Origin of the sequence: Wolbachia endosymbiont of Oryzaephilus surinamensis (genome assembly GCF_025617515.1) — a bacterium.
GTDB lineage: Bacteria > Pseudomonadota > Alphaproteobacteria > Rickettsiales > Anaplasmataceae > Wolbachia.
This window is the reverse complement of the sequence record NZ_CP092526.1, coordinates 1,149,255-1,175,846: the sequence shown is the minus strand read 5'-3', so window position 1 is coordinate 1,175,846 and position 26,592 is coordinate 1,149,255. Positions and strand designations below refer to the sequence as shown.

General features: G+C 34.9%; 27 protein-coding genes and 3 pseudogenes. 5 read left to right on the top strand and 25 right to left on the bottom strand.

Going from position 1 to position 26,592, the window contains the following annotated elements:
• Positions 1 to 73: 73 nt before the first annotated feature.
• From MJ631_RS05420 to wmk (MJ631_RS05410), 3 genes are all read left to right on the top strand, one after another.
• Entirely contained in the window at positions 74 to 1,273 is a 1,200-nt protein-coding gene (locus MJ631_RS05420) for a hypothetical protein (protein ID WP_262986251.1), read from the top strand.
• A 166-nt stretch (positions 1,274 to 1,439) separates the two neighbouring features.
• Positions 1,440 to 2,348 (top strand): WO male-killing family protein Wmk, encoded by a 909-nt coding sequence (gene wmk / locus MJ631_RS05415; protein ID WP_262986250.1) that lies wholly within the window; start codon positions 1,440 to 1,442, stop codon positions 2,346 to 2,348.
• 46 nt (positions 2,349 to 2,394) lie between these two features.
• Positions 2,395 to 3,381: a WO male-killing family protein Wmk gene (gene wmk, locus MJ631_RS05410; RefSeq protein ID WP_226079678.1), complete on the top strand. Its 987-nt coding sequence runs from the start codon at positions 2,395 to 2,397 to the stop codon at positions 3,379 to 3,381.
• Between the two features lie 95 nt (positions 3,382 to 3,476).
• Here wmk (MJ631_RS05410) and MJ631_RS05405 read toward each other — a convergent pair whose 3' ends face one another.
• The 11 genes and pseudogenes from MJ631_RS05405 to MJ631_RS05355 all read right to left on the bottom strand — a co-directional run.
• A complete protein-coding gene (locus MJ631_RS05405) occupies positions 3,477 to 4,391 on the bottom strand; it encodes a patatin-like phospholipase family protein (RefSeq protein WP_226079680.1) in 915 nt (304 codons plus the stop codon).
• 8 nt (positions 4,392 to 4,399) lie between these two features.
• Positions 4,400 to 4,621 carry a hypothetical protein gene (locus MJ631_RS05400; protein ID WP_015589022.1) on the bottom strand — a complete coding sequence of 74 codons (222 nt, stop codon included), beginning with the start codon at positions 4,619 to 4,621 and terminating at the stop codon, positions 4,400 to 4,402.
• Between the two features lie 67 nt (positions 4,622 to 4,688).
• Positions 4,689 to 5,234, bottom strand: coding sequence for an ankyrin repeat domain-containing protein (locus MJ631_RS05395; RefSeq protein WP_214303457.1), 546 nt, complete (start codon positions 5,232 to 5,234; stop codon positions 4,689 to 4,691).
• Positions 5,235 to 5,292: 58 nt separating this feature from the next.
• Positions 5,293 to 6,258 (bottom strand): phage late control D family protein, encoded by a 966-nt coding sequence (locus tag MJ631_RS05390; protein ID WP_226079683.1) that lies wholly within the window; start codon positions 6,256 to 6,258, stop codon positions 5,293 to 5,295.
• Positions 6,255 to 6,464, bottom strand: coding sequence for a tail protein X (locus tag MJ631_RS05385; RefSeq protein WP_262986249.1), 210 nt, complete (start codon positions 6,462 to 6,464; stop codon positions 6,255 to 6,257). The genes MJ631_RS05390 and MJ631_RS05385 overlap by 4 nt, the downstream gene beginning before the upstream one ends.
• On the bottom strand, positions 6,461 to 6,808 hold the full coding sequence (locus tag MJ631_RS05380) for a phage tail protein (protein WP_226079687.1): 348 nt from the start codon (positions 6,806 to 6,808) through the stop codon (positions 6,461 to 6,463). The genes MJ631_RS05385 and MJ631_RS05380 overlap by 4 nt, the downstream gene beginning before the upstream one ends.
• Positions 6,808 to 9,099 (bottom strand): phage tail tape measure protein, encoded by a 2,292-nt coding sequence (locus MJ631_RS05375; protein WP_226079689.1) that lies wholly within the window; start codon positions 9,097 to 9,099, stop codon positions 6,808 to 6,810. Before MJ631_RS05375 ends, MJ631_RS05380 begins: the two co-directional genes overlap by 1 nt.
• Before the next feature lie 109 nt (positions 9,100 to 9,208).
• Positions 9,209 to 9,466, bottom strand: a complete 258-nt coding sequence (locus MJ631_RS05370) for a phage tail assembly protein (protein ID WP_017532593.1) — start codon at positions 9,464 to 9,466, stop codon at positions 9,209 to 9,211.
• Positions 9,467 to 9,549: 83 nt separating this feature from the next.
• A complete protein-coding gene (locus tag MJ631_RS05365; RefSeq protein WP_143688798.1) occupies positions 9,550 to 9,831 on the bottom strand; it encodes a type II toxin-antitoxin system RelE family toxin in 282 nt (93 codons plus the stop codon).
• Positions 9,815 to 10,015, bottom strand: a complete 201-nt coding sequence (locus tag MJ631_RS05360) for a hypothetical protein (protein ID WP_007303020.1) — start codon at positions 10,013 to 10,015, stop codon at positions 9,815 to 9,817. Before MJ631_RS05360 ends, MJ631_RS05365 begins: the two co-directional genes overlap by 17 nt.
• Before the next feature lie 61 nt (positions 10,016 to 10,076).
• Positions 10,077 to 10,448 (bottom strand): annotated as a pseudogene (locus MJ631_RS05355) (phage major tail tube protein); the annotation flags it as partial.
• A gap of 75 nt (positions 10,449 to 10,523) precedes the next feature.
• On the opposite strand from MJ631_RS05355, the gene MJ631_RS05350 reads away from it, so the two are divergent.
• On the top strand, positions 10,524 to 11,936 hold the full coding sequence (locus tag MJ631_RS05350; RefSeq protein ID WP_214303148.1) for an IS4-like element ISWosp2 family transposase: 1,413 nt from the start codon (positions 10,524 to 10,526) through the stop codon (positions 11,934 to 11,936).
• A 6-nt stretch (positions 11,937 to 11,942) separates the two neighbouring features.
• Here the strand turns inward: MJ631_RS05350 and MJ631_RS05345 are convergent.
• The 14 genes and pseudogenes from MJ631_RS05345 to MJ631_RS05280 all read right to left on the bottom strand — a co-directional run.
• Positions 11,943 to 12,092 (bottom strand): annotated as a pseudogene (locus MJ631_RS05345) (phage major tail tube protein); the annotation flags it as partial.
• A gap of 11 nt (positions 12,093 to 12,103) precedes the next feature.
• The gene (locus MJ631_RS05340) at positions 12,104 to 13,264 is read right to left on the bottom strand and encodes a phage tail sheath subtilisin-like domain-containing protein (protein WP_262986246.1); all 1,161 of its coding nucleotides are present in this window, start codon (positions 13,262 to 13,264) and stop codon (positions 12,104 to 12,106) included.
• Positions 13,265 to 13,279: 15 nt separating this feature from the next.
• On the bottom strand, positions 13,280 to 13,837 hold the full coding sequence (locus MJ631_RS05335) for a hypothetical protein (protein ID WP_191110944.1): 558 nt from the start codon (positions 13,835 to 13,837) through the stop codon (positions 13,280 to 13,282).
• A gap of 6 nt (positions 13,838 to 13,843) precedes the next feature.
• Positions 13,844 to 15,319, bottom strand: a complete 1,476-nt coding sequence (locus tag MJ631_RS05330) for a hypothetical protein (protein WP_262986245.1) — start codon at positions 15,317 to 15,319, stop codon at positions 13,844 to 13,846.
• Positions 15,316 to 15,501 carry a hypothetical protein gene (locus MJ631_RS05325; RefSeq protein WP_174517025.1) on the bottom strand — a complete coding sequence of 62 codons (186 nt, stop codon included), beginning with the start codon at positions 15,499 to 15,501 and terminating at the stop codon, positions 15,316 to 15,318. Before MJ631_RS05325 ends, MJ631_RS05330 begins: the two co-directional genes overlap by 4 nt.
• Before the next feature lie 7 nt (positions 15,502 to 15,508).
• Positions 15,509 to 16,699: a hypothetical protein gene (locus MJ631_RS05320; protein ID WP_191110942.1), complete on the bottom strand. Its 1,191-nt coding sequence runs from the start codon at positions 16,697 to 16,699 to the stop codon at positions 15,509 to 15,511.
• 11 nt (positions 16,700 to 16,710) lie between these two features.
• On the bottom strand, positions 16,711 to 18,645 hold the full coding sequence (locus tag MJ631_RS05315; protein ID WP_262986244.1) for a DUF4815 domain-containing protein: 1,935 nt from the start codon (positions 18,643 to 18,645) through the stop codon (positions 16,711 to 16,713).
• A 15-nt stretch (positions 18,646 to 18,660) separates the two neighbouring features.
• Entirely contained in the window at positions 18,661 to 19,344 is a 684-nt protein-coding gene (locus MJ631_RS05310) for a hypothetical protein (protein WP_262986243.1), read from the bottom strand.
• A gap of 90 nt (positions 19,345 to 19,434) precedes the next feature.
• Positions 19,435 to 21,483 carry an AAA family ATPase gene (locus MJ631_RS05305; RefSeq protein ID WP_226079819.1) on the bottom strand — a complete coding sequence of 683 codons (2,049 nt, stop codon included), beginning with the start codon at positions 21,481 to 21,483 and terminating at the stop codon, positions 19,435 to 19,437.
• Positions 21,484 to 21,500: 17 nt separating this feature from the next.
• Complete coding sequence (locus MJ631_RS05300) at positions 21,501 to 22,739, bottom strand: AAA family ATPase (RefSeq protein WP_262986242.1); 1,239 nt, start codon at positions 22,737 to 22,739, stop codon at positions 21,501 to 21,503.
• Positions 22,736 to 23,236 carry a hypothetical protein gene (locus tag MJ631_RS05295; protein WP_010962695.1) on the bottom strand — a complete coding sequence of 167 codons (501 nt, stop codon included), beginning with the start codon at positions 23,234 to 23,236 and terminating at the stop codon, positions 22,736 to 22,738. Before MJ631_RS05295 ends, MJ631_RS05300 begins: the two co-directional genes overlap by 4 nt.
• Before the next feature lie 37 nt (positions 23,237 to 23,273).
• Entirely contained in the window at positions 23,274 to 24,062 is a 789-nt protein-coding gene (locus tag MJ631_RS05290) for an AAA family ATPase (protein WP_015589004.1), read from the bottom strand.
• Positions 24,063 to 24,073: 11 nt separating this feature from the next.
• Positions 24,074 to 24,895 (bottom strand): ATP-binding protein, encoded by an 822-nt coding sequence (locus MJ631_RS05285; RefSeq protein WP_253303059.1) that lies wholly within the window; start codon positions 24,893 to 24,895, stop codon positions 24,074 to 24,076.
• A gap of 94 nt (positions 24,896 to 24,989) precedes the next feature.
• The gene (locus MJ631_RS05280; RefSeq protein ID WP_010962699.1) at positions 24,990 to 25,484 is read right to left on the bottom strand and encodes a sigma-70 family RNA polymerase sigma factor; all 495 of its coding nucleotides are present in this window, start codon (positions 25,482 to 25,484) and stop codon (positions 24,990 to 24,992) included.
• Positions 25,485 to 26,075: 591 nt separating this feature from the next.
• Between MJ631_RS05280 and MJ631_RS05275 the strand changes: the two are divergent.
• A pseudogene (locus MJ631_RS05275) lies at positions 26,076 to 26,519 on the top strand (crossover junction endodeoxyribonuclease RuvC); the annotation flags it as partial.
• Between the last annotated feature and the right edge of the window lie 73 nt (positions 26,520 to 26,592).

Here is a 26,592-nt window from a genome sequence, read left to right as displayed (position 1 = left end):
TATATTGAATTAATAATAAAGTAATAAAGTCGGTTGTAGACTTAGTAAAGTATATTTAATAGCGGAGGCTAATATGAGTAATAAAATAATTGTACCTTTTGATGATCAAGAAGGAAGTACTTACGAGTTAAACATTGATCTTGATAGATTATCAAAAGGTGAGATGTTAAATGCGATTATAGGAATTGGCCGTACTAAGGAGCAATCCACCTTTGTAAGCAAAATTAATAAGGCTAAAAAGTTTGGAGAAGTGCCCTTCCCTAATAGAGACGTTCAAATCAACTACGGAAAAGGGCTTGACTACATATATGGCACAAAACCTTTGAGTAATCAAGCAGATTATCCAGAAGGGTTGAATCCATTTGCTTCAGCTTTGCAAAAAATAAAGCCAAGTGCAGGTGAAAGTGAAACTTTGAGCTGGTTTAAAAGTGAAGTGGTAGAGGCAAAGAATGTAAATGAATTGCACAAAGTTATAGACAAAGTACTAGCTTCTGGAGGAAGGCTAAATGCATGTAATGATGGAGAGTGGAGCTTTGCTGAATATGTAGTATTGGGTACACATTTTCATAAATTAGAAAAAAGTGATCGAAAAAAGATAATGCGTAAATTAATGCTAAGCGGTGCAGAGTTTCATGATACTTTATTGGAGAATAAATTGATAGGTGAAATCTATAATGAGCTACAACCAGAAGTTCAGCCACAGATAGATAAGCAACTAGACGAACTAGAGAAAGCTGGCGAAAGTGCTGTTCAGGAAGGAGAATTAATAGATATCGAGATAGATAATAAAATGCTTTTTATGGAATTCTCTGAAGATAGCAAGGTAGAGGTAGCCAAAATACTGAGAGAGTTAGGGAGTAATATTTTAAAAATGGGTAATAATGCAGTTGAGATCAGAAGGGAGGAAGGAGGTGTAAGAAATTACGTTGATGTATCAGATGGTAGCTCTGTTGTGTTAGAAATTCCTACAAGCGCTGGTAAACTAAATATTATATTGTACCATGATGTAAAAAAATATGATCAAGTACAAGTCAGAGTAGAAAACAAGGAAATGTGGGCTGAGCTACAACAAAGAGGGGAAGAAATTGGAAAAAATTGTCTTTTTGCTGGAGTAAAACTTAAAGAAGCAGTAGAAAAGGGAAGTTTTATGAGATGTGGCATATGGAATAGCAAGCAGCTTATGAAGGAGGTTGATAGCCCAAGTGAAAAATTGTCTTCATGGGTAGATAAAGTACGTGAAAATAGTAAAGAAACTTGTATCTTCAAGGAGTAAGGCATTGTAGCTAAAATGTCTTGCAGGGAAGGTGAAGCCGAAAAGAAACTTATGCCAAAAAGGCTTTTAGGGGGCTTTAATTCATTTATTTTAAGGTTCCAGAGTCTACCATTATATCTGGAGCCTTTGAGCTATAGTAGAAAATATTATATGTATGGTTCTTTGTATGGAAAAAAGTCTAGACTGTGAGGTAGGGCAAAAAGTAAAAAATTGGAGGTTAGAGCGAGGTTATACTCAGAAGGATTTAGCTGAGAAAATTGGTGTAAAGTACTGGGTAATACTGCAATATGAGAAAGGGAACCGTAAAATTCCAATTAAGAAGTTATATGCCATAGCAGAAGCATTATCAGTAAATGTTAAAGGTCTAGTTTGTGGAGAGACACTACCAAATAAAAAAAGATATTTTGAAGATGAAGAAATATTAAATTTAGTAAAGGGGCATAAGGATAAAGAATTAAGCGAGGTATTTTATTTATTAACCAAATTTATTCGTTTGAGTGAGGAAAGAAGCAGAAAAGCGGTAAAAATAGAAGTAGCAAGGGGTTTGATGAAAGTAGGAGTTTCTGCTCATGTTATCTCTCGAACAACTAACTTATCTATTGGTGAGTATGAGGAGAACAAAATTCCGGTTCCATACAAAGTAGGGCAAAGGATAAAAGAGTGGAGATTGATACGAGGATATACACAAAAAGATTTAGCGAATAAAGTTGGCATAACAAATCAAGGAATATACGAATATGAACAAGGGAGAGCTGCTGTCTCACTTGAAATGTTAGATGAAATAGCAAAGGTATTATCAATCAGTATCATAGATCTACTTCCCGAATCAGATGAGGATAGTGAAGCGGAAGAAAAGCTATCAAAGTTGATAGAAGAATACAAAAAGATTGAGAGTCGGGAATTACGCGATATGCTAATCAAGTCTTTATTTGAAGGTATACATGTTTATAGAGAAAAGGTCAGAGAGGAAAAGAAGATTGAAGTTGCAAGGAATTTAGTGAAAGAAGGAATTTCTGTTGATATTATCTTGCAAACGACAGGCTTATCAAATTATATGATTGAGAAATTTTTGTGATTTCATAAAAACTTAGCCAATAGTGGATTTTTTTGTGATAGAATATATGTTTGCTTCTGTAGGAAAAACAGCTTTTAGAGGATTTATCTATGATAATTCAGAGCATATTGGCTCAGTAAGCTACGAGCTGGGGAAAAAAATAGAAGGTTGTAGGATAGTACAAGGGTATACTCAGGCAAAATTAGCAAGCAAAATTGGTTTAACATATAAGGAAATACATAACTTTGAACTAGGGTGCAAGGCTATTACAATCAAAGAATCGTATATAATAGCAGGAGCATTGTCAGTTAATGTTATAGATCTACTTCCAGGACCAACAGTACTAAGAGAAAACAGTTGGTATGAAGATGAGGATAAAGAAATAGTCTATCTAACAAAAATACATAGAGAAATTAAGGATCAGGAATTACGCAAGAAGCTGTATCCATTAGTAAGGTTTGTATATATTAGCGAGAAAATTAGCCAAGAAGAAGCGAAAATAGAAGTAGCAAAGAATCTAGTGAAAGAAGGAGTTTCAGTTGATATTATTTCCCAAGTGACTCGCTTATCTACTTATGAATATGATGATATAGAGAAAGAAATTTGTACTGATTCTATACTCTACAAAGTGGGGAAAAGGATAAAAGAGCAGAGATTAATACGGGAATACACTCAGGAGGACTTGGCAAATAAAATCGGTTCAACACCTAAAGAAATACACGACTATGAACGAGGATATACAGACATTCCAATTGAAATATTATATAAGATAGCAAAGACATTATCAGTTAACATTAAAGCTCTTGGACTAACAGAATATGAAAATGAGCCAGTTTTTGGGTTTATAGGTAAATGCGAAAAAATTGAGGATCAAGAATTACTGGATACGGTAGCCAGATCTTTATCTGAAGGAATGCAAACTGGTAAAGAAAAGGTTAAAAAAGCAGAGAAAATCAAGATTGCAAAAGATCTAGTTAAGGAAGGTGTTGCTATTGATATTATTGTGCGAGCAAGTGGCCTAACTGCTGATGAGTTGGGTGAGTGTGAAAATTGAATATGTTTAAGATATAAGTAAAGTTAGTTAATGATTTAACCAGCAGAATTTGCTAACCAACTTTTTTGGCTCAGTTGAATTTTGCTTGGTATAAATTAAGATATGGAATCGCAAAGTTTATCTATTAATTTCTGGTTGTCCTCTATCATTGCATTTGCCTCTTGCTGAAGAGATTTGATATTTTTGAGTGTAATATTGTCCATCTCAGTCGATGCTACTTTCAATTGCGATTGTATTCTTATATATTTATCGTCTATTACTTGTTCTAGTTGATAATCAACGCAATCCAATCCAGAGGCAAACATCACATTCAGTAGTGGCTTGATCCACCCTATTTTGCCAAATTTCCTTGAGTTAGCATACTTTATACTTCTATCTGTTCCACCAGTGCCTATTGATAGCAGTATAATCTCATCATTTAGAAATAACCTCTTGCCACTTGCATATGCACAAGCCGCTGGATTATTGGCAAACACTCCACCATCTATCAATACTCTCTCTGTTTGGCTAATTTTCAGACGTTTTGGTGTGAAGTACGTTGGAGCAGCTGTTGTAGCTCTGAGTGCATCTTTCAACTTAATGTTTTTTTCTTTCCAACTTTTGAAGAAAAATTCACAACTATTGTGAATGTCATAACTGGTGAGTAGTAGATTACTCGCAACATCGGCCATAGTACTTTCACCAAAGTATTTGTTGAGAATAAATTCCATATTTCTATATGAGTACTGAGAACCACTCAGCCAAGAAGCAATTGATTTTCTCCAAAATGATGATTGAAAGATATATGCTCCATACTCTTGGTAAAGTTCAACCAAATCATTGGCAGAGTATTGAAGTTTATTGCTTTTACAAAGTCCAGCAACAATAATCCCACCGGTTGAGGTTCCTGCCATTAAATCAAAAATCTGGGAAATTGGCTTTTTTGTCCTAGATTCAATTTCTGCTAGAATAATGGCAGGTATTATCCCTCTAATGCCACCTCCATCTACAGATAAAATGTACTTTGTCACTGTAAAATTTATTTGTGTTTGTGAATAGCTTCAAGTTCGTTGACTTCTTCAGTGAGGTTTTTCACTCTCTCTTCAAGTCGATAGACTATTTCGATTAGTCCTTGGTTTTTTTCTATAAATTTATCATGGATGTGTACACGTAAGTCAAGTTTTGCCAACCACCATATGAATCCTACAGTCTGTAGAACTATTGTTATTATTACCGCTATTGGGATTTTTTGCTTTTTCATGTGAAAATATTAACTTGTTATGGATAGTTTTAGAAGTTTATATACAGATTATAGAAAACTTACAGCTTTAGTGATTTCTTTCTATTGATTTGTATCGATCCTCTGCTTCTGCAAGTAGCTTTATTATTTCTCTGTAAGGTTTATCTTTGTTGTGCCTTGATGCCATTACAGCTATTCTTCTAGGGCTTTTTCCATTGCTATCCTTTATGTTAGGATTCGCTCCTTTTTCTAATAGAAACTCAACGATTTCTAAATAGCCTTGATCTGCAGCAGAATGTAGCGCTGTCCATTTAAATTTATTAGTAGCATTAATATCAATACCATCTTCTACTAAAAACCTTACGATTTCTAAACATCCTTCTCCTGCAACATAACGTAATGATTTTTCACCAATACTTATATTATCTTTTATCAAGGATTTCACAGTTTCTAAGTCACAGTTCTTAGCTGCGATTTCTAATGTGGCGCTGTAACTCTCATCTCCTTTTTTAAACAAGGAAAAATATATAACCACAATACACACCGTTAGCACTATAAGAAAAATTAATCCATCAAATTCTCCTTGACGTATAATTGAATTTTTATGAAAAAGCCTTCTTACATTTCTGCTCATGTAGTACTGCAATAATTATACCCATCTAGAATTAAATAATCATTTGCTTAAGTTTCACTTAAACAGCTTTGCTCACTGTTGCCTCTACTATAGTTTGATATCCCCTATTATTGAGAATATGTTCTGCCTTGCTAATTATCCATTCACCTTCAATTTCCTGACAAAATCCTGAAAGACTGATCTTAGCTTCTGCAAATAATTCTGGATTACCAGGAACAGTTACATTTAAATTTGATGTACTACGTTTTAATTGTCTTAACTTAGCTGCTGCTGCACTAATTGCTGATTCTGCAGTAGAGTAAAGCGTTTGCAGAGTATAACTTGGACCCTCATTTCCCACTTCCTCTTCTATAGTTTCTCCCTTTTCATAACTGTGCCATTTTGCAATAACAGATCCATATTTGTTACGCACATTAAAATTTACCTCCCAATTTATAACATCTTTAGGTGTAAGTACTGTTGTGCCTAACATCTTTCCAGTTGCTGATCTTGCTTCTCCCTTTGGAATAAAAATTATATATCCTCCTGCTGGTTTTACTAGTGCATCATATTTTTTCCCTAATCCTTCCAAAAAACTCATGTCGCTTTCTTCTGCTTGGATGATATGTGGTACAAATATATTTTCAAATCTTTCAGCGACTTTACTTTCATACCCATGCTTTTGTGCTATTTCTTTAATTAAATCTCCTAAGGTAATGTCCTTCCATTCCTTTGATTTTCTTTCCTTTAATGATCCTCTTAAACTTGCAGCATCACATTTTATTCTTAAAGTTTGTGGTGGACTTTGTATTGTAATTTGATTTGCCTTATATACTCCCATAGGTAGTAAACCTGTTTCTTTATATCCGAGAAAAATTTGTAAATTACCCTTAAGTTCTAAAGCGCTAGAGCTATAACTAATATATATCTCGGCTTCGTCACTTGTAGTACCGGATCCATCAGTTACACGTAGTGATATTAAACTCTTTTTTAAAACCTCTGTTACTGGGTTATTTTTTGCTACTATATCAAAATCTGGTGTCATTCATCTAAAATATTTATAACAGATTCTTTCAATATTCTCTGAATTTTAGGAAGCTTAATTTTTAATCCAGCGGGCAAAAAACTTCCATGTTCTACAAGTCCTGGATTTTTAAGCAATACTTCCTCCACTGCTCCACTACTGTATCCATAATGTTTCCAGCAAATTTCATCTAACATTTCGTTTTCTTTAGTGTAATAATAAATCACTTGCTGTAACTTTTTAACTTCAAAATAAACTCAACTTTTCTTGGTTTTCCATCAGGAAAAAATAATATCTGTTTTTCTTCTACATTAGTAGTGACAAAATTTCCAAGCACATTTCCTGAATTATCAACTAGAACGTGTGGTTCTTGAGTATCACGTATATTTTTTAGCTGTTCTAAGCCATTACTCTGATAATGTGGATAAATCACTCCTGTCAAATCAATACATTCAATTCCTGAGCCAATGTTTTGTAGCGACGTTTTTTCAATACATTCAATTGTATACCACCTTTCTTCTTTAATGTATCTTAGGCTTGTTAGTTCAAGCTTACATTTCCCAAGCAACATTAATGCAACTCTTCAACTATATCAAAAAGTGCTCCACGTGCTTGTTCTCTAAACCTTTCTATTACTGCATCAGCAACACTGCGCACATCTTCAGACTTAATGTTGATATTAAACGTTTGATAGAATGCTTGGTTATATACTTTCGATTCCCTATTTTCATATCTACTTTTCTTGAATGCTTTCTCAACTTCTTCTTGTTCTATAGCTCTTTTTTCTTCTATAACACTTTTAATTTTAAAATTCTCAAAATTGCTTTTGCTATTTTCTGAAAATTGTTTAATAGCACTATTATTTGTCAATGAGGTTCCGTTACTGAAAATGCTATTTTTAGAAAGCTCATTAACAACATTTCCATTATTTTCAAATTTTCTAATCGGACTATTCTCAGCAAATATACTACTTACTGTATTTCCCATCCATGAAAAAGCTTCTCCTATAGGTTTAATGAGTGATTTCCAAAAGCTAGAGAAAAAGTCTTTCACTTTTTGCCAGTTAGTGATAACAAGAGCTGCACCAGTGACAAGACTTGCTACTAAAAGTCCAATCGGGTTACTCATTACAGCAAACGTTATTGCTCTTAGTCCTGTTATTACTGCAGGAAAAACTGTAGCTGATAAAAATGAAAATACTCCAAGTAGGTTTGCTTTCAGACCAAAAATCGTACTTCCTAGCAATGTAAATCCGTATCCTAGTCCTACTGCTGCAATTTTTAAACTTATCAAAGCTGCTAAAGTACTCATGATTGCCGTAGTTAAAGTTGGATGTTTTTCTGCAAAAGAAGCTATACGCTCTGTTATTGTTTTCAAACTTCCAGCTACATAATTTAAAGTAGGTAACATTACTGACCCTAGATTCATGCCAGCTTCAAATACTGCATTTTTAAGTAATTGTAATTTATTAGCTGTAGTATTTGCCCGATTGTTAAATTCGTCCTGCATTGAAGCGTTATATTTTTCTTTATCAGCTAAATGTTCAATAGCTTTCTTGTAAATGTCTAAGCTTCCTACTAAAAGAGCAATGTCATCTTGAAACCCAGCACCAAATAGATTCATAAGAATACCGGCACGCTCTTGATCATCTATTTCTTTTAAAGTTTCAAGAAATTGCAATATTGCCTCTTGAGGATTTTTTTTAATGGTTTGTTCAAGCTCTTCTATACTTGTTCCCATCTCATCTAATGCATCATGAAATTCAGGACTTTGCTCTCTTGCAGTCTGTAGTTTACTAAGAAAGTTATTTATAGCAGTTGCTGCTTTTTCAGGTTGTTTACCTAAGCTTATGAACGCACTTGCTAAGCTACTTGCTTGATCAATTTCTAAACCAAACTGTTTAGCATTACCACCAATTCTATTCAGTGTAAGAACCATTTCCTTAGCTTTGGCAGCAGTATTATCTGAAAGATGGTTTATTATGTTACCTACATTTTCCATACCATCAACTTTAATTCCATAGACATTGGATATTTTCGCAATAGCATTACCAGCTTCTTCTGAAGACATGTCAAACGCTGTGGTCATTTTAGCAACTACTGTTGTAAACTTCATAAGATCATCTTTGTCAATACCAAGTTGACCACCACTTGCAGCTATTTGTGCTAATTCTGCAGCTGACAAGGGTATTTCACGAGATAATTTCTTTAATTCTTTAGCAAACTTTGATGCTTCATCTTTAGTATCATTTTGCACAAATTTTACTACTTTTTTTACATCAGCCATAGCACTTTCAAAATCAATCGCAACCTTGATCGGAGCTGCAAGCGAAAGACCTAGTCCAATAGTCTCTATAATTTGTGACTTAAAATGTGCTTTGCTTGCTAAAAAACTTTGGTGATTACGTATTGCAGACCCAAGCTTACCATACTTACCTTTTAGCGCTTCAACAGATGAGCCAAGTTTATATTGATTACTTACTAATGACTTAATATTTCTTCCACTTTTTCTTACTTCTTCATTAAATGAATTCAAAGCATCTCTCTTTTTCAAATATGCTTCTTTTGCTTTTGTTGCAGAAAACTTAGCTTTATCAAACTCAGCTTTTAAAGTTTTGCTTGGTTTCTCTATTGCTTTCATTTGTTTAGCTAAAGATTTTACCTGATCTTCAAAGCCCTTCCACGACCTCCTGCTAGTCAAAACATCACTACCCAACTGCTTAAACTTTGATACTGATTTTAAAGATGAATCAAGCTTTCTTATATTCTCACCAAGATAAGTAAGTTGATTACTACTGCCCTTTATTACAGTATTAAAACTGCCATCAAGTACCGCACCTATTTTTATCGATAATACTGACATTTGAACTTCCTAGCTAATTTGCTCCATAAAATAAACTCACTAATCTCCATATCAAGAATGTGCTCAACTCCACCACCTATGATAGAGCCAAGCACTAGTATTTCTAATCTCAAGTTTTTTGGATAATCGGTGAAAAAAAATCCTTTAATACTTCTTGAATTTTCACATAATCAGCAATATCTAACTCTTCAATTGCTTCTTTTGCAACTGATGTCAAATTGGCAGTCAAAGTTACTTCCTTATTTAGGTCACTACCATTAATGCGTTCTATTGCCAAGTAGTCTCTAACTTTTGGACGTCTAATGGTAAGTTCTGAGACAGAAATTCCATCTACTGTTATTGGATTATTAAGTGTTATAGCTTGCATATTCCTCCTTAAAAAGCTAATTAAATAAAAGTCTATATCGGCTTTTACATAACTAATTTCTTTGTATGGTGCTATAAATAGGATTAGCTTTGATAAGAATCTTTCCTATGTTCAATTGAAGTAATAACTACTGTATGCTCTGGCGCATCTATGTAATAAAGTATACGGTAGGTACTTACACGTAGACTACGTTGCCCGCTTAAGTTGTGCTTTAATGGCTTTCCAAGTCCAATTGGATCAGCTGTTAGACGCTCCATTATTGCCTTCTTAATCATTAACTTTACTTTTGCTGGAAGAGCCGGAATGTCTTTCTTTATAACAGATTCTGAATAGTCTATATTGTAAGGCTTAATCCCAGAAGGCATCTTGATGTTTAACCCTCTTTTCTTTATAGCGTTCGTCAGCAATCTTAGATAATTCCATATCTTCAATTTCTTCTTCCATTAATTCAGTTAATAACTTTAAAACGGACTTGTCTTGAGATTGTGCTACACTAACAAGTAAACCAGTTAGCTGCTCTATGGAATTTGTATGAGCTTTAGAATCCATATTAACTATATACCTACAACTTCTTATATTTTAACATTTTTATGTAATTTTGTCAACCATATTAGATCCCTAGAATCGTTTGTAGCAAGGCCATTTGATCAACACCATTTATCTTTCTTATCATATTTTCAGCATCGATCTCTATCAGTTCATTACCACCTATGGTAAGTTTATAGTAATGAGCAGCTACAGTACACTTCAGCGTTGCTTTTTCAGCAGGTTTCCAGTTACCAAAATCAAATTCTCTGAATATGCCCCTAAGGTTGATTATTACTCCTTCAATATCGTTACTACCACTTCCTTGCATTCCACCTCTGAGTGTCAAAGCTACTGAATTCCCATTTATCAACCCAAATAGCCGAAAGAGTTCTGTGTCGTATTCAGCAAAAGTAAAGTCTGCTTCAAGCTTTTCCATGCCCATGTCAATACTTACTATTACCCACAAATATAAATGGACATAAAAATAAAGTATTACAACATTAAAGTTTGCAAACATTGAGGGTAAAAAATGGCAAACAGGAATAATGAATGGGCTGAAAATGAATTTGGAGATGCTGTACTTGGAGATAAAAGGTTAACTGACCGATTAGTAAATATTGCTGATAGTTTTACAAGTTTACCTGAAAGCTCAATCAATCAGGCGTGTGGAAGTTGGTCAGAAGCAAAAGCAGCATATCGTTTTTTTCAAAATGAGAACGTGAAAGAAGGCGATATTCTAGCTTCACACGTTGCTAAAACAGTTGAAAGAACAAAAGCCCATAAAAAAATTTTTGTGATCCAAGATACAAGTTATATTTCATACACAGACCATGAAAAAACAAGTGGATTGGGAGTTATTACAAGAAAACATAGTCAAGGTATTATAATGCATACAGCTCTAGCTGTTAGTATAGAAGGTTTGGTACTAGGGATACTAGATCAAAAAATTTATTCAAGACCTGAAGAATCTGAAAACATAAAAAAAAAGAACAATGACAGTATCCGCATTGAAGATAAAGAGAGTATAAAATGGTTAGAAACTTTAAGCAACACAAACAACATTATTGATTCAACTCAAACTGAGACTATAACTATATGCGATAGAGAAGCAGATATATATGAGTTTTTTGAGCTTGCATATAATCTTAATTCGGCAGTGTTAGTTAGAGCTTCCAAAGATAGGGCAGTAAATAGAAAATCTCGATATCCTGAAAAAGGTGAGCAGAAGTTATGGGAATTTATTAAATCCTCTCATTGTGCAGGTACGGTAAAAGTTGAAGTTCCTGCAAAAGATAATAAGCCAAAAAGAACAGCACATTTGGAAGTTAGATTCGGAAAGTTTATTATGCATCCATCTAAGAATAGTATTAGGCATAAGACAGAAGAATTACTTAAATTACCACACTATGCAGTTTACGTTGTTGAAAAAGACTTTCCTTCTGAAACAAATCCGCTAGAGTGGATGCTTTTAACAAATCTTCCAGTCAATACCTTTGATGAAGCTGTTGAAAAAGTTAGGTGGTATTGTCTTAGATGGAAAATAGAAATATTACATAAAATTTTAAAATCTGGTCTCAAAGTTGAAGAATGTAGGCTTGGAACAGCAGAAAGGTTGATGCGATATTTAACAGTAATGAGTATTATTGCTTGGAGAATTTTCTTTATTACAACAATTGCAAGAACTGATCCAACATTACCGTGTACTACCTTATTAGCCGAAGAAGAATGGAAAGTTCTATATGTAAAAATACATAGAAAACCATGTTCAAATGCAACTCCTACTATAAAAGAAGCTGTTTCATGGATTGCTCAACTTGGAGGACATTTGGCTAGAAAAAATGATCTAGAACCAGGCCCCATTACTATTTGGAAAGGATGGAGACGTCTCTTTGATCTAGCAGAAGGATGGCGACTTGCTCACGAACTTTATATTTGTGGGTAATAGTAAGATGTCAATATTTATTGGAATATCCATACCACCAGCACGGTACTCCTCTGTTTTTATTGTAAGCTTTGGTAGCGTTATTTCATCTATTTTCCCTGCATAGCCTCTACCATCAACAAATACGTTAAAATTTCTCAATATTTTGGGTAACACTTCACTTTCTCCTAACTTATTACACTATTATTTACAAGATGGGATCTGAATATTATTTGCTCAGCTGGATATGGCGGTGTAAACTCAAAATCAAAAGACACTTTTCCGCTTGCAATATTTGCCGGTGTATTGAGTTCGGGAGTTGCATAACATTTTCCACTGATAATCGCTCCTTGTGCTTTTAAATTGGCCAAATAAGAATTTACCCCCTCAATCACATCATCTATATAGGTTTTGGTAATATTGCGATCAACTGCCCATAAATGAGCTCGAAGTAAACTATCGTTAATTAAATCTGCAGTCCTTCTCACTGACAAAAAAGCCCATTTTGAGTCATTTGAACATGTCCTATTTCCCCAAAGCCTATAGCCATTTTGATGAATTATCGTTGTTACTTCATTTTCATTTAAGTGGTTTGCTCTGCAATTTGTATTACCGAGAGTAAAATCAATAGGCCTGCTTGTTCCAACAATACCGTTTATTTCTTTATTTGAAGGTGAGTGCCAGAAGCCTTGCTCGCTGTCTATCTTAGCTATTAAACCAGCTACAAATGGACTCGATGGCAAGATTTCTTCTTTTCCTTCAATAAATAACTTAATCCATGGGTCAACCACGTAAACTCTTGAGCTGCGTACACTTTTTCTCCATTTTATTGCTTCTTCATCATTGGTATTTGGTCCATCTGCTACTATTATTGCTCTTAGCTTTTCTGCTATAGGAATTAAAGCGCTAACCACTGGATTTCCAGCATCTCCAGATAATTGATGAGTAAACTGAGGTGCAATTAGTATTCTTGGCGCAACATGAACTATACTTTCACTACTGAGGAACGCCTCTATTCCCTGATATTCTCCAGTTTCTTCGTTAACTCCACCAATGACATTGCTGAGCGTCTCTTCTACTTTCTCCTCAACTCGAATAACTACTACTGTTGCACCAATTTGGGAAAAAATTGCATTAATAGCTGAAGGCAAAGTCCCAGATTGACCAAGTTTTGCTGCTTCTTTTAAGCTTCCTGCAACTAACACTGGTTTATTTAGTGGAAATTTTTGCTCGTTAGCATCAGGTGCAGTACCAATTACTCCAATTACCGATGATTTAGCTGTTCGTACTGTCCTCGCTCCTGAGGTAACCTCGATAACATTTACTCCATGTAGAAACTGTTCTGTCATTTCTTTTTCCCCTTTTCAACTTTCTTGCATTTTTTGTTTACAATCATCTAGCAAAGTTTGCAGCTCTTCCTTACTTTTAGCTTCACCGATTTCCCTTTCAGCTATATCCACCAATTCTTCGCACTTGATTATTGCTTTTTTCGCTCTTTTTGCTTTTTCCTGAATTATTCTTGCCATTTCTACTACTGAAATTCCTCGGACTTTTGCTAATGGCTCTATAATTTCTGCATCTTTTTTGTCTATAGATTCTGGTGCTGCTAAAATGTTCTCTGCGGCTTTTGCTTGTATTTCGTACGACTTAGACTTCTGATGAGAATATCCTGCGTATTGGTGAGTATAGTTATCATAATAAGCATGAAGGTTAGAAAGTGCAGAAAACTTCGCATTTTGTAGTAACTCCAATTCAATATCTTCTTGATTCCGCTGAGCAATTTTGCCTCCTTCTGTTAAACAATAGCTTTTTTGCCAATCAAAATCTTCTGGTGCTTCATACCAATCATTTTCAGTTGGCTTGCTTTCAAGTGTTGTTGTTTCTACTTGTTTATCATTTTCAAATCTAACGTAGATAGACATTGTTTGTTACCTCCAAATCTCATACGTGTTAGATAATCCTGGACATTGCCAAGCTTTTAGCGTTCTCTCCACATCTACTTCAAGTCCTGTAGTTAGAACATTGCTACGTATGTTATAAATCCCCCACTGAATAAATTGACCATAGTTGTGTACATAATTTGATGCAAGCATACCTTGACTAACTTGTGTCCTGGAATACAGGTAAGATGATGTGTAAAGTAATATTGCAACTGTTTTTCCTGCTGGAATCTCCACGTTACCAGATCCGGCTAACTTGCTATCAGAACTCATGTATTGGTAAACATTTTTCCATACTATTTTTGAAATAATTGATTTATTAGAATTGGTATTATCTGGTGTTCCCACAAATAATCCTGCTCCCCCATACTCCGTACTCGAATACGATGATCCAACAAATTCCATTGTCTTATTTATGTTCACATTGGTTGTATTTTTTACAAATACTACTCCAAGTGCAGCATACGGGTAATAGTATATCTCATCATAACTACCCGAAAAACTTTTTGTGCATAACTCTCCGTAAATAAATGTTCCTTTACTTCCCTCTATAAAACTTAGTTGTCTTGGCCGATAAAAACTAACGTAATCTGTATTGTACGTATGGCTACCTGCTAGTAGTTGTAACATATAGTCAGTTTTTGTTATATCACTACTCCACTTTCCAAGCTCTGTCGTAAAAGTTCCGTGGCCAAAATAATTATTTTTTCTGCCAAGTACACCAAATAAGAAAGGTAATGACCCTGGTTCAACCATGTTGCGCTTTCTTATTTCTTGTGTAAGCGACACTTTCAGCTCATCATCTCTAGTTTTTATCTCGTTTATAAGGGATGTTTTTAATTGGTTATCACGAGTTTCTATTTCCCTAATAATTGATGATCCAGATGGTACATTATTAACAGCACGAAAATCTTCTACTAAACCTTTAAGACCATCTTTATGACTATTACTAATGCTATTTATTGCTGCAATATTGGCATTCTTTCTCGTATCAAGTAGCGATATATGAGAATCTGATGATGCTTTTAAAGTATTTAAGGAATTATCCCTAAGCTTGTTAATTTCATTGACAGAATCTGTTTTCGCTTCAGTTATTGCAGATATTGAATTTTCCTTATTGCTATTTATGTCACTTAAGTGCGTCCTTGCAGCGCTCAAGAGTTCTTTTAACTTACCATCTGTCATCTGTACAATTTCAGAAACCGCACTTTTGTCGATTATTGATTCCAGTGCTTTAGCAAGATATGCTAGTTGATCTGGTGTACTACTTCCTGCTAAATCTTTAAGCCTTCTCTGTAGTGCATCAATTATCTCTTTTACTTCAGTTATTTGTACAATGTCAGCAATCGCTTTTTTATCTGCTATCAATTCCAGCGATTTTGCAAGATATGCCAGTTGATCAGCCGTGCTATTTGCTGCTAAATCCTTTATCCTTTGCTGTAATGCTTCTATTGCTTCTTTCATTCCCAAAAATTCAAAAAAGTTTCAAATCTAAATCGTTCAAAATTATTTTTAAGTTCATCTTCTCTTTCACTCATATCTTCATCTATCTTTTCTATGGCTCTGCGAATACGTACTACATCTTCTACAGCTATGTTCTCTGGATGCGGCAAAGGATATCCTCGTTTGGTTTGATCAAAAGTCATTTAAATTTTATGTTACTATTACTCTGAGATTTTTGACTTTAGGACGATAAATAACCGTTCCACTTAAAACTAATTTTATCCTTGTCTCATTAGCATTAAAATTTGTCAGCACATGAGTTCTCTCTACCCAATTTTCTCCAATTGGTTTTCCTGATGTTAAATTTACTAATTGCCAATCACTGTTGCTTTTTTGTACATAAGCTTTAACATCTGCAGTGCCAGGTATCAGCGCATCGTACGTTATGGTGATTTTAGTATTAGCTCCTGCTGTAATACTTCTTGTAACATAATCTCCTTTTTCCCCTATATTACCCATAACTAGCTGTAACCCAGGATATAGCACTGGACTTTTTTCTTTTGACCCTTTTAAATTTGCCTTTACTGTTAACTCTCCAGATAGTCTTTCACGCAGCGCGAGCGGCAAGTTATCAGATAGAAAATTTTCTTTTCCCTCTTCATCTGTTAAGATAAATTCTACATTGGTATCAAATGCTACTTTTTCGACGTTCGTCAAAACAATTAAATCTGAAGTATTGGTTGCTGTAACTTTTCCCAGATCAATAACGTGAGAATTTTCGCTAAATTTTGCAGCTAGTAGTCGAAACGTTAAATCTAAATTTTGATGTGGAGTCCAGGTGCTTGCATTGCTTGATGACAGTAATACTCCTACTTGATATGGCTGGCTTGTTACCCAGCGGCTATTTACTGCATCATATTTGCCAAGTTCTGCTATTTTGACTGCAGTACCAGGATCATCAGTAAGCAGTACTATTGCATACTCCTCTCCTGCATGGCAAAACACTGGCGACCATTCTATACGTGTTGCTGTGCCATCTACTTTTATATCTTTCGGCTCAATATAGCTTTCAGCAATAACAGTCTGCGATGGCATTCCCACTGCTGTTTCTCTAATCTGCACAACAACACGTTTTTTGCCTTTATTTACAAACCATAGTTCCACGCCTCCTATGTGCCTACTTTCATTTAGCGTAAATGTTTGCGCTAAAGGATCAACTCTTCTTGCTGCGATAACTCTTCTTCTTTCCTCTATGGTAATTGTTTTTTTACCAGTATAAGTTGCTTCTCCATAACTGCCTTTATCACCGAAGAACTGTACTAATTTAGTACCTGCTGGAATATTTGCTGGTACTTTCACCTTTCCCTTTAATTTTCCCTGGTTGTTAGCTCTTTTTTCCACTTTTTTTCCCCCTATGCCACGGGTTGAATGACGATGCCATCGAATTTTATCTCTTTAAGCTTTTCATTTGGCTCAAAACCTTCGATCTCAAAATTCTGTACTGCTTCTCGCATAAATTCAGTTTCATAAGAATTACTTGACAATAGCTCTGTTGTTTCTCTAGTATTAAACACTCTAGTTACTGGACTTTTCCAATTCGTGGTAACCTCTGTCCAGTGGTCAATGTTTTTATTTAGAGTAATTTGCGCCGGGACTGGATCAAAAGCTTGATATGGATTGATCTTTTCTCCTTTAGTCTGTAAAAGCTGCTCCAGTACCGGTTCAAGTTTATAAGGCAAAAGATATCTTTCCCCACCTTTTTCAATATCTGCAACTTCTACATCTATTGGCAGAACTAGCTCTCTATTTACTATCGCTGCAGACTGCGAAATTCCTTGATCGCGCATATCATCATCAAAGAATGAATCAACAAATACTCCTTTTTTGGTGGTAGGTTCTCTTGAATTTGCATCACTGCGTAGACGTTCCTCTGCAACCAGCGCATAAAGATCATTTATTCCTTTTTTCATTGCTTCAAGCTCATTCATCGGTACAGCATGAATAGCATTATTCACTATTTTTACCCCTTCTTTTTCTCCGTTTTTCCACGTCTGATGAATGTAGCAGAGCAAAAGTTGTCCAGAGGGCGCTTTAGGCATCGATGGTCGCCAAGGGTGAGCTATACCTTTTATTCTCCTTACTGCTCCTTTGCTATCGATAGTAATTAAATCATAGCGGGGCATTTTCCAGGTGTAATCAATCAGAACCAAGCTGTTATCAACTGCTCCTTTTACTTTGCATCCCTGTTCACTTATATCTTCAGGGCTTACATGAGTACGACAGCGGTAAGTTATTTGATAACTACTTCCAGGAGCTGGCTCTTTACCTGGTAATGACCAATCAACGTTTCCTGCATTTAACTTATAGTCTATACTATTTTCATAAATAACATTGCCTTGTTTAATTTGAATAATCTCAAGTACCGCAGAGTCAGGTATTGGATCAACAGCTCCTGAGTATGAACCGTGAGTAATGGTAATAGTTTTTTGAATAGTGATATCTACTTTTTTAATTTCACTGATTGGAAAATCATTAACTTTAAGTTCCATTACTCTTTGGCTATTTGGCTGAAAAGTATGTGGCTCTGATTCAACTGATTTTATATCCGGATCTTCATCAAAAGAAACACGAATACTGTGAGGTAGCTCAATCTCATAGCCATCAACATGAGCTTTGCCCTCATTAATCACAAATATTTTTTTTCCTCCTTCTCCCTCTTCCTTTTGCAGGAACATTACTTCAAGACCATTTACGACGTAGGAACCATTTGCTTCTTTGTCATAACGAGCAAGAGCTGTGGTTACTATGTTTGCTTGTGGAGGTGGTGAATGTTCTATTAATACTCCATTTTCAATGTTATAGATTGGATAAAACTCTCCTCCAGAAAAACGTGGAGAAAGACCTTCTGCTTGATAACCCCAAGTGATAGTAGCTCTAAGCCTTGCAGCTCCTACTTCCTGATAGTTTCTTGTACCAATAGCAGGATCACGAAGGTTTTCATCCTCAAGTTCTGTAATCGTAGATTCTACATAATAAACACCTATGCGAACTGTGGTACTCAGTGGAATAACAAACTCTTTTGCTTCTACTTTTCTAACTGCTCCACGAAGATAGATTTTTCCTGACTCAAGTGTAACTTTACCAGTTTCCCCATCTATAATACAATTGCTTCCTGTTATAACATCGCCATCACGAAATATTGCATCGCCTATGCCTTTAAGCTTAGAGAGAGCATACTCCTGAGTCTCGTTTAATTCTGCAGACTGTAGACCTCTTCCTGCAAGAAACAAGCTTTTTTCGTATTCTTTGTCAGGATTAAAGCGGTTATAATAGCTATTTAAGGTCATCTTTTTTCTCTTTTTCTAAAATGTCACTACAAACGAAAAAGTTTCCCGGGTTGCTGAAGTCCTAATGAGCGGTACTGTATGCTCTAAAACTAATAAGATCCCTGGGTCTTCTATATCTTGTGGTTCAAAATATCTCTGTCCTATAGGTAATTCTTCTTTTACTTTAGTACCAACCATAACCCCTAATTCCCGTATAACTTGATTTGCTGCGTTTGTGAAATCGAAAGTAAATTTGAGATAGAGATTAGTAGTTGGTACATTTGAGGGCCTAAACCTTCCAGATGGAGTTATAAGTTCACCGTTTTCATCACCTGTGCAGAATAGCACTTCGTCTGCAGTACGTCTGCCAAGTTCATTGAGCAGCTTTTCAGAAGTTATCAGCTCTGGTGGTGTGCTTTCACTATACTCTACAGTAACTTTATCACTTACTGGAATAGAGCTATTTTCCGTAAGTTTTATTACACCAGTACTGCCATTAACTGTATAGTCAATACTTGGCTGATAAGTTGTTTGCCCTGTAAAAACCTTCACATCTTTAATAGGTTGATGATCAAATTTTATTTCACCCTTAACGAAAGTTTTTTCTACTTTGTGGCTACTTTCCCAACTTGAATCACCTGTTCCCCAAGCAAGATGGATAGATTGCTTTTTGATGCTGTCTGCTATTGCTGCTCTTCCTGACTGTGTGAGTATTGACATTTTTAATTAAGCCCCCTATATTATATATGTACGGTGAGTTCAAAATTCGTCCGCAAAAATCAAAATATTTTTTTATATCAGGAAAATTTTTTAGGAGAATAGCTCAGCTCCACAGCTAAACTTTCCAACACCGCGAGCAAATGGTCCGCTAGGAATGTCAAGCCATTTATCTTCTTTTGAACCAGTAGCCATTCCTTTAACCAACTTCCGTGCTTGTAACAGCTCTTGAACTATACGCTCCATTCTATCTCTTCCTATACTGTGAAACTCCTCAGGTAGTCTATGCCGCTGTTTATACACTCCTGTACTTCCTGTATGGGTAAATGGATGTCCAGAAATTGCTGCTCGTGTAATTGCAGTTATAAGATGCTGCTTTGAATCTTTTTCGTTCATATTTTTTATTCTTAATCTTTCAGTTATGTCTTCTAACAATCCTGTTTCTTCATTTCTTAAATAAGTGCGTAAAGTGCGATCAGCCAAACCGTTTGCTTTAACAATTGCTCCATAAAATAATGCGTTCTGTCTTACAGATTCTCCTATTGATTTAAAAATTGTCAGTTTAGCTGTATCTTCCACAGACCAAAAAGCGTATGAACACCTAACACCATTAACAAGAGCAGATGTACCTCTAATAGCATCACGTGCTTGCTCAACAGTCGATATAGGTTTTTCACTTTTTGGCTTTCTCATATGATGGGCAGTAATTATTGATGCTCCAGTGCTACCTGCTAAATCAGATAATAAAGACATCAAATAATCGCCTACGGCTGGGTCAGTATTTAAATCAGCATGCACGAATGATGCAAGTGGATCAAATACGATTAATTTTAAGTCTTTTATTTTATTAAGTTGTTTTGTTATCGATTCAAATTCAGGAGAAGTCTCTATAACTTTACCTGAAACACTCTTTATGATTGTAAGTGATCCACTAACATTTGGTAATGGTACAATAAAGAGCCTATCTTTATATTTTAATCTTTCGCATTGCGAATCAAGACGCTCTAAACGACGATGTATTTCACTCATATCATCTTCTGCTGAGAAAATTACCACAGATCCATGTTCAGTAACTAAAGGACCAAAACCACATGGCTGATCTTTTCTACTCGCAACTTTCAGTGCTAAATCAAGCAGAAGCATACCTTTACCAGTATCTCCCATTGCAGCTAGAATAGATGTCACTCCTAAAGGAAATAACCCTTCAACAAGAAACTTTTGCTCTGGTACTGGACCTATAAAACGTTCCACACTCCATTCTTGAATATTAAGAAATTGCTTAACGATGATTTTTTTCGAGTTATTTTCAATGAATTCAGGAATATTCATCTTTTCTTCTATACCATCAGCTGAATCCCATCCTTTTGGTTTATTCTCCGGTATTTCAAGAAGAGTAAGTGATAAAACACCAAGAAAAGTAAGCTTTTTCACAACTTTCTCAGCATATTGTTTACCTGGCTCATCATTGTCTGGCCAAATAATAACATGTTTACCCTTAAGTGGTGACCAGTCTGTTTTTTCTATTGGTGCATTTGCTCCTAACATTGCAGTTGTGGCAGTCATACCTTGCTCTATCAGAGCATCTGCACACTTTTCACCTTCAACTAAAATCACCTTATCAGATTTCATGATACCTGGAATATTATATAAAGGCCTGGTCTCTGGTAGAGTAAAACTAGACCTTTTTACATCAAAAGGAAGATATCTTTTTCCTGAATCAGTGTTATAACGATAAACTGTAACAATCACTTGATCACTTTCATCGTAATAGTTCCATGATGCCGTTGGTTGCCCCAGAGTGTTATTTTTTTCCGAATAACCAATCCACTTAGCAATATCTTCTATCGTATCAGTAAATTGATTTTTTCCAGTAACAGCAGCCCAAAGATCAAAAATATCTCCTCCTTCTTCGGTAGAAAAATCATGCCATAATCCGGCTTTACTGCCAGTTAACTCCACTATCATACTTTGTCCTTTATTGCCTTGTAGATCACCTACATAGAACTTATCACCACGAAAAGTTCCTCTTGGCAGTAAATAAGAAAGACATGACCTTATATTTGATAGGAGTTGAGTTCTTAACTGTTCTTTCTTCCCTAATAATTTATAATGTCCATTTCTTTGTGAACAATAAATATCCATACCTACCTGAAGAATTTTTATGTTCTAGCTATAACGTTAGCAGTTTTCCAACATCCATTAATCTTATTGATGAATTTTGTTGGTATAGATCTACCGTTTCTAAGTTCATATACTACTTGTAAGATATTTGTACGTTTATTGGGTTGAAATATTACTATTCCAGATGTATAAAAACTTCTTAAAGCGTTAGCACCAACGAGAGCTTGAAATGGATTCTTTTCCAATGTAGAGGTAGATACTTTTTTGGTGTGATTTGTGATGATTATTCCAGCCATAGGATTAATCTTGGAACGTAGTTTTTCTATTGCATGCTGTAGACCATAGTTAACGTAATTATAAGGAGAATCAATCACAACTAAATCAAACTTTTCCTCTACCATATTTTTTATTTTTTCTATACCTTCTTCATTTAAGGTCAAATTCATCTTGTTCGTCACAACTAAGTTTTCTGTTGCTAAATGAGGAAGTTTATTGAGTTGTTGTATACGTTCTCTAATATAATCATATTCCATTTCATTTTGTAGATAGAATATTTTTAGCGGTCTTGTAGGTTTCATGCCAAGAAATGATCTTCCTGCTGCCAGATGTACTAATAGAGAAAGAAGAAAATGACTTTTGCCAATCTTTGGAGTACCACCTATGACCAAAAGACCACCTGGTGTCAAAATTCTTGGGCCTATTATATCTTGTGGCATTGGTGATTTGTCATTTAAGTAATGATTTACAGAAAATGCTTTTCCTTCGTTTTGTTTTTCTTGTAATATGGAACTTCTTTCATCTTTACCGTTCAACCATGTTTCAGCAGAATCTATATTACCTTTAACTAAAGTCCAAAGGTCTATTATATTTCCTTTCTTTTCTTCGATCAGGTTGTACCAATTTCCTGCATTTTCTCCTTCCATTTCAACTATTATCTTATTTCCATTTCTACTTCCAATATAGAATTTATCTTGGTAAGATTTGCCATCAGGCAACAAATAAGATAAACAATCTTTGATATTATTAATTAATAACGATTTTATTTTCAAAGCATTTTTAGATGAAAAATCCATAAAGTTCTCCTTGTTTATTCCAAATTTGTTCAACATATTTTTTAGACGTTTAAAGTCAAGATTAGCCAGCTCACAAACAGTTTCAAAAGATCGTGAGCGAATCCATTGACAAGCCTCTTTTTTAAGTTTAGGGTTTTTTCCTGCTGCATCCTGAATAGCTCTAGTAATAACAGCAGCCCACAACTTTCCTTCGTCATACTTCAAAATGGCAACCAATCATCTTGAAAATTTTTTTGTAATTCTGGAGTAATAACTGTAGTAATCCTATTTCTATCTCCGTATGTATTATTAGTTTCAACGCCTACTTTTGCTGTAAACTCTAAATCGTTGAAATCAGCTATAGAGTTTATTCTTCTAGCAGTAACTGCTTTCTCTGAAGTGTCATTTGCATGAATATTTCTGGATGATTCCAAAATACTACGCAGCATAGAACGTCCAGATTCTCCCCAGATGTCTTCTTCACCTTCTGCTTTGCCATTTTTGATACCTATAATCTGAAAAATCTTGCGTTTTGCATATGGGCCTTCAGTGACGGTAAATTCTACATTTAAATAGATACTGCCAGTAGTGTAGTTTTTAGTGAACCAATTTTCATAACCTCCAGGCTTTATTGCCATTTTTACCTTGACTATTGTACCTTTCGGTATTAAACTGCTCTGCAGTTTTGCATTATTAAAATCAGTTAAAAAATCTTGTAGCATACGCTCTCCTATAAGTTGACTTTAAAGTGAAAGTTAGCTATTCCATTAGCTGCCAATGACCATTTATCTTATCGACAAGTTTGTTTGGCACGCGTTCACCATTGCGAAGCTCAAATACTATCTGGCGTGCACTGCTTTCTTCATCATGAGCAAACATCACCATACCAGTACTGTAAAATCCACGTAAAGATCCAGCACCACTTAGGCCTTGAAATGGATCTTCTTCGAGCATCTTTTTCGATAATTTTTTTGTATGATGAGTGAGTACAATACAAGCATCTGGATTGACAGCACTGCGTAGCTTCTCAAGAGTCTTTTGCAGAAAGAACAGCATAGCACTATTATCATTTTCATTCCCATATTCACTGCTAAAGATGTTACGTAATGGATCTATGGCCAAAACATCAGGTTTAAAGCGTTCATTTACAATCTCCTTAATTTCACTTATTTCATCATGATTAAATGATAAGTGCACTTTTGGCGTAATGATTAAGTTGTTAGCAGCTACATTCAAAAGTTCATTATCAAGTTGTTGCAAACGTTCTTTCATATATTCATATTCAATTTCAGTTTGCATGTAGAAAATTTTTAAAGGTCTATTTGAAACCATACCAAGAAAAGGAACACCTGCAGCCATATGAACGAGCCATGAAATCAAAAAGTCACTTTTGCCGATTTTAGGTGGGCCACCCAGTACCAATAAGCCTCTTTTTGTTAAAATTCTTGGTGAGATTATATCCTCTGGTATTGGCGATCGATCGTCCAAGTATTCTTTCACACTGAAAAAAGGAATTTTTTGACCAATAGTTAAAAAGTTTTGTAGCATATAATAACCTCCTATATGTTGGGCGTGACAGGTTGAATTGCAAAAGCTTTAGTTTTAATTTTTGTAAGAAGTTTTCCTAGATGCGGTTCTTCAACCATATTAAGGCAACCACTTCGATCTTTAGCAGGATATCCCCAAGAATTAATCGTCTGACAGACAAATGAACGAACCTCTGTACCATCATCTTTCTTGATTCCAACCATACTGATTACCTCATCAACAATACCTGGAATTTCACTTGCAGTTTTAGCTCCTTCACATTGAGGTAGCCAAGTTGAGCGATTGAAATCATCGAGGTATTGTCCAAGAGTTCCAACTGTAATGATGTCTTTATTTGGAATATGTTGAAACTGATTGAGCCAAGCCATCATTTCTTGAGCAAGTAACCCGTAAGCAGCTCTCATATCTTGTTTTCCTGATCTTTCAGAAAAAGCTTCAGGTTGCATTTTTGACCATAAAAGACATAAACGCGAGGCTACTGTAATACTATCGATAAAAACACATCGATACTTGAGAAACTCCGAAGCAAGCTCTTTGTATTTACTGGATACATGCTCATAGTGTCTTTGGCTATATGCTGAGTCAGATTTTAACGCAGGATTAGGACCACCTATGAGACATGCAATATCTCTTGCCTCATTCCAAGTACGAATACTTACAGAATCCCCTTGCCAATCTTGAACAGCAAGTAAACCTGCCTCAAAATCAAGACAAAGTGTTGGTTCATTTATGGTCTTTAAGAGACTAGTTTTACCTATACCATAAGGACCAAAGATGACCATTTTTATACCTGTTTGAACTTTTAGCCGTTCATTGCTGTTCATTATTTTCATTTTTCTCCCAGTACCTAAATATATATGTACGATGACCTAGGCAATTCGTCCGCAATTTGCAAAAAAAAAATTTTGAGCAAATATAATCGAGAGCTTATAACTTCTCTAAAACTGAGAATTTATTGCGTATTCGTTCTAGTGTGCGATAGATAGTTGTCTTTGGTATTTTGGTTATTACAGAAACTTCAGTAATAGTAAATACCTTAAGTAATTGACATAAATTACTATCTTTTTCAGACAAAGTTGAAATTATATTATTTATATCAGTGCGAATTATCGCTTCGATTTCCGAGTTCCTATGATCTGGAATATCGTCGTTTATATCATCAAAAGTTATATTACGTTTTAGACATAACTGATTGCGTAACATATTGCGAGCACAATAATTAGCTAATCTAGCAACGAAAGTACTAAAACTACTTCTTTTCTCATCGTGCTGGTTAAGATATTGCCAAACCTGACAAAAAAGCTCTTGTTCTATATCTTCGAGACTTTCGTTAATAAAACAGCTTTTGGATTTAAGGCGCGAAGCTTGAAATCTCACATGTTTAACAATTGTAGAATCGATTCCTTGATAAGAATTCTTCATAAAAACTCCAAAAGTTTCATGAATAGAGATTTTTACCAAGACTTTGTATGACTAATTTATTATAAAAAAGTAGTAATAATTTTTTTATCTAAAAGAATAAAATCTTTAAAAATTAAAATAAGATTTAAACGTTTTGATACACTACTGAAGCTACTTTTTCATAGGTAAAAAACTACCAATTTTGTACCTAATTTCTGAGTTACTAATTAGTATTTCAGAAAGCAGTAATCGTTAAGTTATTGATAATATTGTCTTTTTTATGTTCTATTCCTAAAAGCCGTTTCTAAAGTTAAGTGGCTAAAATCGGCCAGTAAAGAGGGTTTACGGATTACTGAAGTCTTATATATATTATATATATATTTAAATACAGGTAAAATATAATATATGATAATATAATAATATAAATATTGGCGTAATATAAGTTATGTAAAATAGTTATTAAGATAAGTAAAGATGAAAAAAACTCAAATGGCAGGATATGAAATTTTTTTTAATTTTTTTTCAAAATTGCGGACGAATTTGCGAGTCATCGTACATATATATTATACAGGGCATTGAACTTTAATTACACAAAGGAGTTTTTGTACGTCAATCTTAACGCTAGATCTCGGCAAGCAAACCGGCTGGGCAATTCTAACAGATGGAGTAATTGAAAGTGGAAGCAAAAGCTTTCATGGTAGCCGTTTCAGTGGAGGTGGAATGTGTTTTTTAAGTTTTCACAATTGGCTTAATTCTTTGAAACATGAGTTCACTGCAGTGTATTTTGAGGAAGTAAGAAGACATCTAGGAACTGATGCAGCGCATTGCTATGGCGGTTTTCTCGCAGTTCTGTCTGCTTGGTGTGAAGAGAACAATATTCCCTACCAAGGTGTTAATGTTAAAACTATAAAACGCTTTATAACAGGCAAAGGCAATGCAAGTAAGAGTGAAGTTATTGAAGCGATACGTGAAAAAAGTTTTTCACCTAGAGATGATAATGAGGCCGATGCTTTGGCATTAATGTTCTATATTAGTAAAGATATTAATAAGACAAAAACCCATAAAAAGTGGGTCCTTTCGGCCATACTGGCGGGTTTGGTGGGTTCAACCCCAGGCCTTCTCTAGCGTC